This window comes from Acinetobacter baumannii (genome assembly GCF_009759685.1).
GTDB classification, from domain to species: Bacteria; Pseudomonadota; Gammaproteobacteria; order Pseudomonadales; family Moraxellaceae; genus Acinetobacter; species Acinetobacter baumannii.
The window spans coordinates 3,205,456-3,218,626 of sequence record NZ_CP046654.1 but is presented as its reverse complement, the minus strand read 5'-3'; the positions used below and the strand labels follow the sequence as shown (position 1 = coordinate 3,218,626).

General features: G+C 36.2%; 13 protein-coding genes. 12 read left to right on the top strand and 1 reads right to left on the bottom strand.

What is annotated here, in order from left to right; genetic code table 11:
• Positions 1-6 precede the first annotated feature (6 nt).
• The 12 genes from GO593_RS15400 to putP all read left to right on the top strand — a co-directional run bounded on the left by GO593_RS15400 (position 7) and on the right by putP (position 12,615).
• The gene (locus tag GO593_RS15400) at positions 7-1,170 is read left to right on the top strand and encodes a ribosomal protein uL16 3-hydroxylase (protein WP_000133499.1); all 1,164 of its coding nucleotides are present in this window, start codon (positions 7-9) and stop codon (positions 1,168-1,170) included.
• A 337-nt stretch (positions 1,171-1,507) separates the two neighbouring features.
• Entirely contained in the window at positions 1,508-2,074 is a 567-nt protein-coding gene (locus GO593_RS15395) for a TetR/AcrR family transcriptional regulator (RefSeq protein ID WP_000037059.1), read from the top strand.
• A 475-nt stretch (positions 2,075-2,549) separates the two neighbouring features.
• Positions 2,550-2,858, top strand: a complete 309-nt coding sequence (locus GO593_RS15390; protein WP_000651464.1) for an ArsR/SmtB family transcription factor — start codon at positions 2,550-2,552, stop codon at positions 2,856-2,858.
• Between the two features lie 421 nt (positions 2,859-3,279).
• The gene (gene sstT / locus GO593_RS15385; protein WP_000889007.1) at positions 3,280-4,482 is read left to right on the top strand and encodes a serine/threonine transporter SstT; all 1,203 of its coding nucleotides are present in this window, start codon (positions 3,280-3,282) and stop codon (positions 4,480-4,482) included.
• Positions 4,483-4,487: 5 nt separating this feature from the next.
• Complete coding sequence (locus tag GO593_RS15380) at positions 4,488-5,168, top strand: YoaK family protein (RefSeq protein ID WP_001116532.1); 681 nt, start codon at positions 4,488-4,490, stop codon at positions 5,166-5,168.
• Between the two features lie 3 nt (positions 5,169-5,171).
• Positions 5,172-5,708, top strand: coding sequence for a DUF2058 domain-containing protein (locus GO593_RS15375; RefSeq protein WP_000240310.1), 537 nt, complete (start codon positions 5,172-5,174; stop codon positions 5,706-5,708).
• Between the two features lie 374 nt (positions 5,709-6,082).
• Positions 6,083-7,930 (top strand): ABC transporter ATP-binding protein, encoded by a 1,848-nt coding sequence (locus GO593_RS15370; RefSeq protein WP_000922244.1) that lies wholly within the window; start codon positions 6,083-6,085, stop codon positions 7,928-7,930.
• Positions 7,930-8,370, top strand: coding sequence for a MaoC family dehydratase (locus GO593_RS15365; protein ID WP_000966086.1), 441 nt, complete (start codon positions 7,930-7,932; stop codon positions 8,368-8,370). Before GO593_RS15370 ends, GO593_RS15365 begins: the two co-directional genes overlap by 1 nt.
• A gap of 108 nt (positions 8,371-8,478) precedes the next feature.
• The gene (locus GO593_RS15360; RefSeq protein WP_000705523.1) at positions 8,479-9,504 is read left to right on the top strand and encodes an AraC family transcriptional regulator; all 1,026 of its coding nucleotides are present in this window, start codon (positions 8,479-8,481) and stop codon (positions 9,502-9,504) included.
• Between the two features lie 38 nt (positions 9,505-9,542).
• On the top strand, positions 9,543-9,917 hold the full coding sequence (gene gcvH / locus GO593_RS15355) for a glycine cleavage system protein GcvH (protein ID WP_001016343.1): 375 nt from the start codon (positions 9,543-9,545) through the stop codon (positions 9,915-9,917).
• Positions 9,918-10,010: 93 nt separating this feature from the next.
• Positions 10,011-10,718, top strand: a complete 708-nt coding sequence (locus tag GO593_RS15350; RefSeq protein ID WP_100223319.1) for an SIR2 family NAD-dependent protein deacylase — start codon at positions 10,011-10,013, stop codon at positions 10,716-10,718.
• 406 nt (positions 10,719-11,124) lie between these two features.
• The gene (gene putP / locus GO593_RS15345) at positions 11,125-12,615 is read left to right on the top strand and encodes a sodium/proline symporter PutP (RefSeq protein WP_000119795.1); all 1,491 of its coding nucleotides are present in this window, start codon (positions 11,125-11,127) and stop codon (positions 12,613-12,615) included.
• A 33-nt stretch (positions 12,616-12,648) separates the two neighbouring features.
• Here putP and GO593_RS15340 read toward each other — a convergent pair whose 3' ends face one another.
• Positions 12,649-13,137 carry an Lrp/AsnC ligand binding domain-containing protein gene (locus GO593_RS15340; RefSeq protein WP_001014233.1) on the bottom strand — a complete coding sequence of 163 codons (489 nt, stop codon included), beginning with the start codon at positions 13,135-13,137 and terminating at the stop codon, positions 12,649-12,651.
• Between the last annotated feature and the right edge of the window lie 34 nt (positions 13,138-13,171).

Here is a 13,171-nt window from a genome sequence, read left to right as displayed (position 1 = left end):
ATTTCCATGACAGAAGCTTTAACCGTTTTAGGCGGTATTACTGCTGAACAGTTTTTAACAGAGTATTGGCAGAAAAAACCATTACTTGTACGTAATGCTATGCCTGAAATTGTGGGTATGTTAGAGCCGAATGATGTAAAAGAACTCGCTTTAGAAGACCATGTAACTGCTCGTCTTATCCGTCAAAAAGATAAAAATCCAAATGAATGGCATGTAAAATCGTCTCCCTTAACTAAAGGTGATTTTCAAAAACTACCAAAGTTATGGACACTTTTGGTTCAAGCAGTAGACCATTATTCATTTGATATAGCTGAATTGTGGAAGAAATTTCCTTTTATTCCGCAATGGCGCCGTGATGACATTATGGTCTCTTATGCCCCAAAAGGTGGTTCAGTAGGAAAACATTTTGACTTTTATGATGTTTTTCTTGTTCAAGGATATGGTCATCGTCACTGGCAACTCGGCCAAATGTGTGATGCAAGCACTGAATTTGTACCTAATCAACCTTTAAAGTTGCTACCAGAAATAGATGTTCATTTTGATGAAGTATTAGCTCCTGGCGACTTATTATATGTTCCACCTGGATTATCACATTATGGCGTTGCCGAAGATGATTGTTTAACTTTCTCCTTCGGTTTCCGTATGCCTAATATTTCAGGCATGATCGATAGAATTAGCGATCAATTTGCTACTGATGAATTACTTCAAAATCCTGTTGTCGATATTACCCGTAAGAATCCTCCTCAAATTGGGGAAATAAACACGGAAGAGTTGGCTTATTTAAGAGATTTAGTGCTAGCTCAATTGAAAAATTCAACAGTACTTGATGCTGCCCTCATGTCGTACATGAGCGAGCCTAAATATCCAGACAATATTCCAGAACCAGATGAAATAGAAGTTGAAGACCTAAATGCTATTTTGTCAGATGGCTATGAGCTGCTACTCGAACCTGCTTCGCGTCTACTTTATACAGAACAAAATGGCGTTTTAAAGTTTTGGGGTAATGGAGAAGAATTACCGATTGTGGAATCTTTTGCCACCCAACTCAAATCGATTGCCGATGGGAAAAGCATTCCTTTCAATAGTGAGCTTAACAATATAGATATTTTAGAAAACATTGTTCAATTATTGAATAATTCAATTCTTATGTTGTTACCTCCTGCAGAGTAATACTAACTAAATATATAAAAAGGAGAAATTATAAAATTTCTCCTTTTTTCTTTTATAAATACATGTTTAAATATACCAATCTTTAAATCAAAGTTATAAAGGCCCACTTATAGTAAAAACCACCTTACCAAATCAAAAAATTAACTACTAAACATAGCTATTCAATTATAAAAAAATTAATGCTTAGCATTGAGTTTTGTTCTTTTATTATTTTTAAAAAACCTATTTTTTTCTATCAATAACACTCAATACAATGTAAAATTTCGCGTTCGTGCTTTTTATTTGTACACTCGACCTTTAGGCTAATAGCAAAATATTTGTGTGAGGCTACTAAAATATGTCAAAAAAAGATGACATTATTACCACTGCTTTAAGACTTTTTAATTCATATAGTTATAATTCTATAGGGGTAGATCGTATCATCAGTGAATCTGGTGTAGCGAAAATGACATTTTATAAATACTTTCCTTCAAAAGAGAAACTTATTGAAGAGTGTTTATTATTAAGAAACTCACTTTTACAAAATTCTCTTACTGCGGCAATCTCTAAAGAAGACGAAACCAACCCACTAGCTCGTATTAAAGCCATCTTTTTATGGTATTCAGATTGGTTTAATAGTGAAGACTTTAATGGTTGCATGTTCCAAAAAGCCTTAGAAGAAGTATTAAAACAATACCCGTCAACACATCAACCAGCAACTTTATACAAAATCTGGTTAACACAATTAATGCAAGATCTTCTTATTCAATATGAAATTGAAGAGTCTCGACCTTTGGCATTGCTTTTAGTCAATATTTTAGAGGGTATGACCATTCAAGCTCAAGTTGAGCATGGTTCAGTAAAAATTGATGACTATTGGAAGCGTGTAGAGAAACTCATTGAATTTGAAAAAATTGCACATTAAAAAATAAAGCGTGATATTATTCTTCTTATCTTGTTGAATCTTCTTCTTATTCATCACGCTGCGTCTGAAAGTCATTCTAGCTTAGAGTTTGACATTTTTTTTAAATTATCATCCCAAACCAGAATATACAGACCTGTCTGTACATGGTCGATTATAACTTTAGAAAATAAAAACACAATCTTTTTTTCTTGCCCTTTTATATATAAATCAGATTTAACTATTGATAGAGAGAAAAATAGAATTTATTTTCTTTGACTTTGTTTCATTTATACTTAACAATTACGCTTCTCACACAAAGCAACACTTTTGACACAAAACAAATACAAATTCTTGTTTTACCTTAATAATGTTATATATTTATCAATTACACTTATAAACCTTTTCAACAAAAACAATTGGATTGATTAGTTTTGCTACATTCATTTTCTTAAGATCAATCTATACTATGCCGGCCATATTGATATAGGTATAAAGTATGAAAGATGGACTCCAAATTGAAGAAATGAAAAATGCGGCGGATTCAGTCGTAGGAACATTAAAATCTTTAGCTAACACTGACCGTTTATTAATTTTATGTCACTTAGCCCATGAGGAGTTAAATGTCTCTCAAATTGAAGAGAAAACACAAATCACCCAACCCACCCTTTCACAACAATTGATGATGCTACGTAAAAGTGATGTCGTTTCAACACGTCGTGATGGCAAGCAAATCTTCTATTCGATCAAGGATGATAAGATGCATTCAATTTTAAATATGCTTTACCAGTTATACTGCATAGAATAACTGCTCTAAACTTATAAAATTATAATAATATTAATGTATTCCTGAAATATGCGATTTTTCAACTTGGTAGCTGGTAATTATCCGAGCAAAGAGGATTGAAAATTCGCGTAGTTTTTCTAGCATTCCAATCTATTAAAAAACAAAAATAACCTCTCCTATTTCTTTTATATCTTTTCTCCCTCTTCACTAATTTTTATGGCAAATAATAAGAACTTAAGCGTTACTGGCTGTAATATAAGCAAAACATTAGATACTCCACTTTAAAAAATCAATTTTATTTATTTAAAAACAAAAACTTAATATTACCAAACTTTATAAAACTGATGACTTGATATAAAAAAGCTTAAGATTCACATCACTTACGTATAAAATACTCAGCTTGTTCAACCTTTAGCCATGAATAGGTTAATAAGGCCTTTATATGCTTGAATTCTTTTCTCGATTAAGCTTAGTCACTAAAATTATTATCGCCATTATTTTAGGGATAGGCGTCGCACTATTATTTCCAACCGTTACGCCGTACTTAAGCTTGTTTGGTGAACTATTTATTAAAGCATTAAAATCGGTTGCTCCTATTTTAGTCTTTGTACTGGTTCTCTCATCTATTGCCAACTTCCAAGTCGGTCATAGTGCAAATTTACGCCCAGTATTACTACTCTATGTAGTAGGTATGTTATTAGCTGCTTTTAGTGCTGTGATCGCTAGCTTATCTTTTCCTAGCACCCTTTATCTCAACACTGTTTCTCATAATAATTTGCAAGCGCCTGGTAGTCTCGCTGATATATTAAAAAATCTGCTTTTAAGTTTTATTGCAAACCCTGTTCAAGCAATCAGTGAAGCGAACTTTATTGGTATTCTTGCGTGGGCAATTGGTCTCGGCTTAGCAATGCGCCATAGCTCGGATACGACCAAACAAGTAATGCAGGATGTTTCACATGCTGTAAGCGCTATTATTCATAAAGTCATTGCGTTTGCACCTGTTGGTATTTTCGGTCTAGTTGCAGTAACTTTTGCAGATGCTGGACTAGCAACACTTGAAAGTTATGCACAATTACTTGCTGTTCTATTAGGAACAATGCTGTTTGTTGCTCTAGTGATTAACCCAATTCTGGTAGGTTTAACAATTCGCGGTAATCCCTACCCATTAGTATTTAAATGCTTAAAAGAAAGTGGTATCACAGCGTTCTTTACACGCAGCTCAGCAGCTAATATTCCTGTAAACCTTGATTTAGCTGAACGTTTAGGCGTAAATCCTTCAACTGCGAGCGTTTCAATTCCTTTAGGTGCTACTGTTAACATGGCTGGTGCAGCAGTTACGATTACTGTACTTACTTTAGCAACTGTGCATACGTTAGGAATTCATGTTGATTTGGCAACAATGATTATTTTATCTGTTGTAGCTACAATTTCAGCATGTGGTGCATCTGGTGTTGCAGGTGGTTCCCTACTTCTAATTCCAGTCGCATGTAGCTTATTTGGTATTTCATCAGAAATTGCAATGCAAGTTGTTGCAGTGGGTATGATTATTAGTGTATTACAAGATTCAACAGAAACGGCGCTTAACTCATCTACCGATGTTTTATTTACAGCCGCAGTTGATATTCGCTCAAGACAAAACTCATAGAGAACATGCCATTTCAAAGTTTACCAAACTGGTTCCAACTTGGCGCCTTTTTACTGGCAATAAATGCCGGAATGATTAATGTATTAGGGCTTATCACCCTTTTACATCAATCGGTGTCGCATATGACTGGTAATGTCAGTATGCTAGCCATGAGTTTGGTAAACTGGCAGTTTGAACACATCATATATTTAGTACTAGTTATACTATGTTATGTATGCGGGTCATTTTACAGTGGTTTTATTCTAGGCAATAGCCATTTCAAATTAGGCCGCCGGTATGGCCTTCCTTTAAGTCTAGTTTCACTATTTATTTTTCTCTGTTGGTTACTGCTGCCTTATTTTCCAAAATATGGACTATTATGGGCTTGTGTCGCCATGGGGCTACAAAATGCAATGGTAAGTCACTATAAAGGAACCATTATTAGGACTACTCACTTATCGGGTGTCTTAACAGATCTTGGGCTTGCACTTGGTTATATAGCACGAGGTTTAAAAGTAGAGAATCGCCGCATTATTTTGCATCTACTTATTTTTATAGGTTTTCTATCTGGCGGTATAATTGCTGCTTTAGTTCACCCTTATTTAAAATTGCAATCATTTTTGCTTCCAGCAATTTTAAGCTTAACTCTCAGTATTTCGTATTGGGCAGTTTACTTTCATAGTTCTTCCTCTTCAAATTCGGATTAAGTCATGGTTAAAAATGCCTTACAAGCTCAGTTACTCAAAGCTGGTTTAGTTGACAATAAAAAAGCGAAAAAACTTACCAAACAAGCTCAGCATGAGCAGCGTACTGGTCAAAGCAATGAAGCAGAAATTAAAGCTAATATTGAAAAAGCTCAAAAAGAGAAACAAGCAAAAGATCAAGCTTTGAATCTAGAAAAGCAGCAGCAACTCGAAGAAAAAGCATTAAAGGCTTCAATCATTCAAATGATCAAGCAACACAAAATTGTAGATTTTGCCGGAGATGTGGCTTATCAATTTATTGACGAGAATAAGATTAAAAAGGTTTACCTATCTCAGCAAGTTTATAATGCACTTGTTACAGGCAGTTTAGTGATTGCTAAAGATCAAGATCAATATGCTTACCTTCCTAAAGCCTTAGCTGAAAAAATTGATCAAAAAATGAAAGGATTTATTTTGATCAATAATGCTGAGAAAAATGAACAAACTACTGATGAAGAAGATCCATATGCAGCATATGTAATTCCGGATGACTTAATGTGGTAACTGTTATGAGCCTTTATCAATATTCGGATAAAGGCTCATACTGCTTAAAATAAATATTAATATTTTATCATTTATTAAAAAAATTTATAAAAATTACATTCAAGCCAAATTCATTCACCACTTCATCTATTATTATCGATATAATGAATAAAACATTTTTTGTCTTTACGATGCCTTTTAGGCTTCTTCCCGATTCCAAATTTATGTCTTGACTAAATCATGTCAGTTTTAGCCAAAGATATACAACATAAACTTTGACGTGTATCCACACACCCAACAGATCAATACCTTAATTAAGTTTGATCTAACTGACTTTATTGCAAATTAAATTGCGAAATTTTACTAAAGTAGCTGATGTATAAAGGTAGTCATTCATGCTGAAGTGGTTTGAAAAACTTGTAGATCCTTATCCAACCAAAGGCTTGGATGAGCCCTTACCAACACGCTTTTTCCCATTTGTTTGGCAAGCTACTGAAGGTGTGCGCCCATATTTATTGCTACTTATTATATGTACAGCTGGTGCAGCTAGCTTTGAAGCCCTGCTCTTTTCAAAAATTGGGCAACTTGTAGATTGGCTTAGTAATAGTCAGCCTGAAAGTTTCTTGAGCCAACATGCTTCAAACATCCTTATTCTCATTAGCGTGTTATTTGCTAATATTTTATTTGTTAATATTCAATCTATTATAAAACATCAAATTTTATATAGTACTTTTCCAATGCGCTTGCGTTGGCGCTTCCATAACCTTTTATTAAAACAAAGCCTAGACTTTTTCCATAATGATTTTGCTGGTCGACTTTCTGCAAAGGTCATGCAAACAGCTTTAGCAGTCCGTGAATTCTGGATTATTTTAGGCGACATGTTGGCTTACGTCAGCATTTACTTTATTACCGTAAGTATTGTTCTTGGTGCAATCTCACCCACATTACTTATTCCACTTATGGTTTGGTTAGGGTTATTTTTATTAAGCGCATGGTTCTTTATTCCACGTTTAAGCAAAGTATCACAACAACAAGCCGATGCACGCGCTGTAATGACTGGTCGTGTAACTGACGCCTACACTAATATTCAAACTGTAAAACTCTTTGCGCATGCTGGGCGTGAAAGCCAATATGCAAAAGCGTCAATGAAAGAGTTTATGACCACAGTCTATGCGCAAATGCGTCTAGGCACTCTTTTTGAAGTTAGCATTAATTTACTGTCTGCTGTTTTATTTGTTGGAGTAATTGGTACCGCAGTTTGGTTATGGACTCAAGGCTTAGCAGCGTTAGGTGTAATTGCAGCCACTACTGCCATGATTTTAAAACTTAATAGCATGGCTGAGTTTATGATGTGGCATATGTCAGCATTATTTGAAAATGTTGGTACCATTCAAGATGGCATGCAAACACTTGGTAAGAAAATCAATATTCAAGACAAGCCAGATGCAAAACCACTTGCAGTCACACAAGGTGAGATTGTATTTAAAGATGTGACCTTTGCTTATAACAATAAAAATGTCATCGATCACTTTAACTTACACATTAAAGCAGGTGAAAAGATTGGTATCGTTGGCCGTTCAGGTGCGGGTAAATCTACCCTCATCCAATTACTTCTACACTTTTACCATCTTAAAGAAGGTGCAATTTTAATTGATGGGCAGAATATTGAAGATGTTACACAAGATAGTTTGAGAGCAAATATTGCTTTAGTTACTCAAGACACTTCTCTACTACATCGCTCAGTTGCCGAAAATATTAAATATGGCCGTCCAGATGCAACTGATCAAGATATGCAAAGTGCCGTGCAAAAGGCAAAAGCAGCTGAATTTATTCCTCAACTTGTCGACTTAAAAGGACGTTCAGGTTATGAAGCACAAGTGGGTGAACGTGGTGTCAAACTGTCAGGTGGTCAAAGACAACGTATCGCTATTGCGCGTGTTTTCTTAAAAGATGCACCAATTTTAATCTTAGATGAAGCAACTAGCGCTTTAGACTCAGAAGTTGAATCAGCTATTCAGTCTAGTTTAAATGACCTAATGGTAGATAAAACAGTTATTGCAATTGCTCACCGTTTGTCTACCATTGCTCAAATGGACCGTTTAATTGTTCTTGATGAAGGTAAAATTGCAGAGCAAGGTACTCATGAAGAATTAATTGCTAAAAATGGTATATATGCACAATTATGGAAACGTCAAACGGGCGGTTTTCTTATTGAGCAAAAAGTAGTACAGGGTCAAGATTAATGCTTTATTTAGAAGATTTAAAAATTGGTGATCGTTTTATCAGTCGTGAGTATGAAATTACACTTGATGAAATTAAACAATTTGCAAGCCACTATGACCCTCAACCTTTCCATACAGATGAAGAGTTAGCCAAAGAAGATCCAATCTTTAAAGGTATTGCCGCTAGCGGATGGCATACCTCGGCAATTACTATGCGCTTATGGACTGAATGCATGCCGATTCATGGTGGACTAGTAGGCTCAGAATCTAGTCTACGTTGGCCACGCCCTACTCGGCCTGGTGACCGTATTCATGTTGAAGCTGAAATTTCCGCCATTACGCCATCCAAAACAAAATTGGATCGTGGTATTGTAAGCTACGTTACGCAAGCCTTAAATCAGCATGGGGATGTTTTACTTATTTCAACGACAAAAATCGTTGTCTTTAAAAAGAATGTTTAATGAATCGTTGATATGATTGTCTAACAGTTTTTATAAACTCAAATTATATTTCATGACAAGATGTGTAAGAAATGCACGTAGAAAATTGATGAGAGCAACGGAACGCATATGAAAATTACCTCAGCTCGTCAAGATCAAGGTATTCCAGGAGTCTATGGCTTATTGCTATTAGATGTAGTTTCACGTTGGGGATACAACGATGAAACATTATTTGCTCCTTTTCATCTTACTAGTGAGCAATTGGCTGATCCTGAATATCGTATTTCAACACCCGTAGCAAATGAGCTGGTTAAACATGCCTTAAATCTTACCGGTGAAAGTACACTGGGTTACCACATTGGCACTCAAATGCGTATTTCCATTCACGGATTTATTGGCTACGCGATAATGACAGCCAAAGATATTACAGAAGCGATTGCTCTCGCTGCCCGCTTTATCCAATTACGCTTACCTTTTTTACAATTATATTTTTCTACTTTCGGACCAAAAGCCACATTACAATTGCAATGTGATATTGAGTTAGAGCCTCTTCGTACTGAGATCGTTTTAGGTTTAACTATTGGTATTATGACCATGGCTAAAGCGATTACGGGTATTGAAGATTTAGCAGGCGATGTTGATTTAGACTTTCCAGAACCAGAAGGTTTTGATAAGTATAGAAGCAAGCTAAGCAGCACCATCCGCTTTAACCAGCCTCATCTAATCTCTAGTTTTGATAAAAAATATTTAGGTTTTAAGTTAGTTAATGCCGATCCAATCGCAAGTCAAATCGCTATTAACCAATGTGAAGCGGAACTATCTGCTTTAGGCGAACGCCGCCGTCTAGCCATGCGTGTACGTGATATTTTAAGTAATTCTGAACAACATTACTTAAGCATAGAAAATGTAGCAGAATATTTACATATGTCAGATCGTACCTTAAAGCGACAATTGGCAGCCGAAGGTACTTCATTTTCTACTTTAGTAGATGAAGTTCGATATCGTCATGCGACCTCTCTGCTTTCGCGTACAGATTATAGTCTTGAACAAATTGCAGATGAACTTGGTTACTCGGATGTCGCAAATTTCAGTCGCGCTTTTAAACGCTGGAGCGGTCGCAGTCCGAGCAACTGGCGCAAAGCCCCCTATTTATAATGTTATTAAAATATTGGACACAAGCTTAAGGAGTTGTCATGAACCATCCTTCAGAATTGAAGTATGCACGTACACATGAGTGGGTAAAAATTGAAGGAGACCTTGTTATTACAGGGATTACCGACCATGCACAAGATGAGCTTGGAGATTTGGTCTATGTTGAAACTCCTGAAGTGGGTAGCCAAGTAACAGCTGGCGAACAAGCCGGAGTTGTTGAATCAGTTAAAACTGCTTCTGATATTCATGCCCCTGTCTCTGGTACAGTAGTAGAAGTTAATACTGATCTTGAAGATGATCCGGATTTTGTAAATGAAGATCCATATGGCAAAGGCTGGATTTATAAAATCAAACCAGACAATATTGCAGATGTTGAAAAACTTTTAACAAATGCAGAGTATGAAGCTGGTCTATAATATAGATATAGTTTTAATAAAAAAACCAGTTTAGATTTAACTGGTTTTTTTATATATGTATAGATCAGATTTAAAAACCAAATTCATGAATGGATCATTCATATGACAAAACTTGTGGTATTTTCCGGCGCCGGTATGAGTGCAGAAAGTGGAATTAGTACTTTCCGCGATAGTAATGGTCTCTGGGAAAATTATGATATACAACAAGTTGCCACTCCCGAAGCGTGGGAAAGAAATCCAGCTTTAGTTCAACGCTTTTACAACGAACGTCGTAAAAATATTTTAGAAGCCCAGCCGAACGAAGCTCATCAATATATTGCTAAACTACAAGACTATTATGATGTACAAGTCATTACACAAAATATTGATGATTTACATGAGCGTGCTGGAAGCCAAAACGTCTTACATCTACATGGCAATATTCGACTAGCGAAAAGTTCTGGGCCAGATGCACAATATACAACTCAATTTTATGAAGTTAATGGTTGGAAGCTCGATTTAGAACAGGACTTTTGTCCAAATGGCTACCCGCTTCGACCTCATGTCGTTTGGTTTGGTGAAGCTGTACCTGCTTATGAAGAAGCAATTCATTTAGTACAAAGTGCTGATATTTTTATTGTAATCGGGTCGACATTAAGCGTATATCCAGTTGCCGCCTTGGTCCATGAGATTCCTCATTATACCAAAGCGTATTATATAGATCCCCAAGCAGATCATTCTCGTGTTCCACCTCAATATAAATTATTAAATATGACGGCGACAGAAGGTATGCACGAGTTATTTCATCAATTGACGAGTTAATATTTCCTCTTTTGATATTCTTTTTTTCTTATTAAAACCATTTTTTTGCGTAAAATTGATGAGAAATTATTCATCTAAATAATAACTTTTCTTAAAAGGCACCCTGTCATTACTATTTTTGTAACTAAAAAACTGAATTTAGCTCTTAGTTTTTTATATTATTAGTTTTTTAATAAGTTTTGATATTATTTTTAAATTGATAATTAATTGATTTTATTAAACTAAATATAACATGTAATCAAAGTTACACTTGTTTACACAAAGATACATAAAATACATCACAAAGATAACAGAGCAAAAAATTCTTTTATGGTTGAATCTCAACCTCTTGAAATGCCGTACAAGAAAACAGCGACCTGGATTAGGTTACAATCACGGATTATGGATATAAGGACACACATCCATTATGAGTTATTTTGATCCCACCCTCATCATGTTTATGGTGTACATCGTAGCAATGGTACTTATCGGCTTATTTGCCTACCGTGCTACAAGCGACTTCTCTGATTATATTCTTGGTGGTCGTAGTTTAGGCAGTTTCGTTACTGCATTATCCGCAGGCGCATCGGACATGAGTGGTTGGTTACTCATGGGCTTACCAGGAGCGATTTATCTTTCTGGTTTATCTGAAGCGTGGATTGCAATTGGTCTAATTATCGGTGCTTGGCTTAACTGGTTACTGGTTGCTGGTCGATTACGCGTTCATACTGAAATCCAAAATAATGCACTCACTCTGCCAGACTATTTTACAAGTCGATTTGATGACCAGAAAAAGATACTTCGTATTTTCTCTGCTGTTATTATCTTGGTTTTCTTCGCTATTTACTGTGCTTCAGGCATGGTAGCTGGTGCCCGTTTATTTGAAAATTTATTCGGTATGTCATATACCACCGCAATCTGGTTAAGTGCTATTGCAACAATCAGTTATGTTTGTATTGGTGGTTTCTTAGCAATTAGCTGGACTGATACTTTCCAAGCGGGCTTAATGATTTTTGCCCTCTTGCTCACCCCAATCGTGACTTACCTTGCAATTGGTGACACAACTCAGTTTGTGACGCTTATTGAAACTGCTCGTCCACATGCATTTAACATCATTTCTGATTTAAGTGTGGTGGCCGTTTTATCTTCCATGGCTTGGGGCTTAGGCTATTTTGGCCAACCGCATATCCTTGTACGTTTCATGGCTGCTGACTCTGTAAAATCAATTCCTGCTGCTCGCCGTATTGGCATGACCTGGATGATTTTATGTTTAGTGGGTGCCGTCGGTGCCGGTTTCTTTGGTATTGCTTACTTCCAGCAACACCCTGAACTTGCAGGTGTAGTAAGCAAAAACCCTGAAACTGTATTTATGGAATTGACTAAAATTTTATTCAATCCGTGGATTGTCGGTATCATTCTAGCTGCTATTTTAGCTGCGGTTATGAGTACATTAAGCTGTCAGCTTTTGGTATGTTCAAGTGCACTAACTGAAGATTTGTACAAAGGCTTCATTCGTAAAAATGCATCTCAAAAAGAGCTTGTATGGGTTGGGCGTATCATGGTTCTTGCAATTGCCGTTCTAGCAATTGTGCTTGCGGGTAACCCTGACAGTAAAGTTCTTGGCCTTGTTGCTTATGCTTGGGCTGGTTTTGGTGCTGCATTTGGACCATTAATCATCTTGTCATTGTTCTGGAAACGTATGACTTTAGAAGGCGCTTTAGCAGGTATGATCGTAGGTGCTGTTGTTGTAATCGGTTGGAAAAACCTTTTCGCAAGCACTGGGGTTTACGAAATTATTCCAGGCTTTATCTGTGCATTTATCAGTATCATCGTAGTAAGCTTGATCAGCAAAGCGCCAAACTCTGATGTGACTGGTCGCTTTGAGCAAGCAGATAAACTCTATAAAGAAAGTACATAACTCATTGAAATAAATAAAGGGGCTTCGGCTCCTTTATTTATTTTTAGTTTTGATTTTAATTTTTGAACTATCTTTCACAACTTGCATCACGGGATAACTACGAGTCTCTTTTACACCGGGTAATTGCCATAGCACTTGCCCTGCGATACGTCGAAACTCCTCCATACTTCCACTGCGTAATTTAATTAAAAAATCAAATCCCCCACTGACCATATGGCATTCAACGATTTCTGGATAGTGCACGACTGCATCAATAAACTCATCTAAAACATTGGGTGTGGTTTTATCAAGTAAGACTTCGACAAAAACCAAAAAATTTGCATTTAACTTAACCGGATTTAATTTAGCTTCATAACCTAAGATGAATTCATCTTTGGTGAGCTTCTGCACTCGTGCCATAACTGCTGTTGGAGACAAATTGACGAGTTCAGCTAATTTGCTGTTGGAAATACGCCCATCTGTTTGAAGAATATCCAAAATTTTTAAATCAGTACGATCAAGGCTTAATAATGGGCCATTCATCTGAATTTTCCTCTAAAAAATGGGCAAAATATAG

Excerpts from the sequence above, each read along its gene's own strand:
- GO593_RS15400 (WP_000133499.1), top strand. The coding sequence starts at position 7 with ATGACAGAAGCTTTAACCGTTTTAGGCGGTATTACTGCTGAACAGTTT.
- GO593_RS15395 (WP_000037059.1), top strand. The coding sequence starts at position 1,508 with ATGTCAAAAAAAGATGACATTATTACCACTGCTTTAAGACTTTTTAAT.
- GO593_RS15390 (WP_000651464.1), top strand. The coding sequence starts at position 2,550 with ATGAAAGATGGACTCCAAATTGAAGAAATGAAAAATGCGGCGGATTCA.
- sstT (WP_000889007.1), top strand. The coding sequence starts at position 3,280 with ATGCTTGAATTCTTTTCTCGATTAAGCTTAGTCACTAAAATTATTATC.
- GO593_RS15380 (WP_001116532.1), top strand. The coding sequence starts at position 4,488 with ATGCCATTTCAAAGTTTACCAAACTGGTTCCAACTTGGCGCCTTTTTA.
- GO593_RS15375 (WP_000240310.1), top strand. The coding sequence starts at position 5,172 with ATGGTTAAAAATGCCTTACAAGCTCAGTTACTCAAAGCTGGTTTAGTT.
- GO593_RS15370 (WP_000922244.1), top strand. The coding sequence starts at position 6,083 with ATGCTGAAGTGGTTTGAAAAACTTGTAGATCCTTATCCAACCAAAGGC.
- GO593_RS15365 (WP_000966086.1), top strand. The coding sequence starts at position 7,930 with ATGCTTTATTTAGAAGATTTAAAAATTGGTGATCGTTTTATCAGTCGT.
- GO593_RS15360 (WP_000705523.1), top strand. The coding sequence starts at position 8,479 with ATGAAAATTACCTCAGCTCGTCAAGATCAAGGTATTCCAGGAGTCTAT.
- gcvH (WP_001016343.1), top strand. The coding sequence starts at position 9,543 with ATGAACCATCCTTCAGAATTGAAGTATGCACGTACACATGAGTGGGTA.
- putP (WP_000119795.1), top strand. The coding sequence starts at position 11,125 with ATGAGTTATTTTGATCCCACCCTCATCATGTTTATGGTGTACATCGTA.
- GO593_RS15340 (WP_001014233.1), bottom strand. The coding sequence starts at position 13,137 with ATGAATGGCCCATTATTAAGCCTTGATCGTACTGATTTAAAAATTTTG.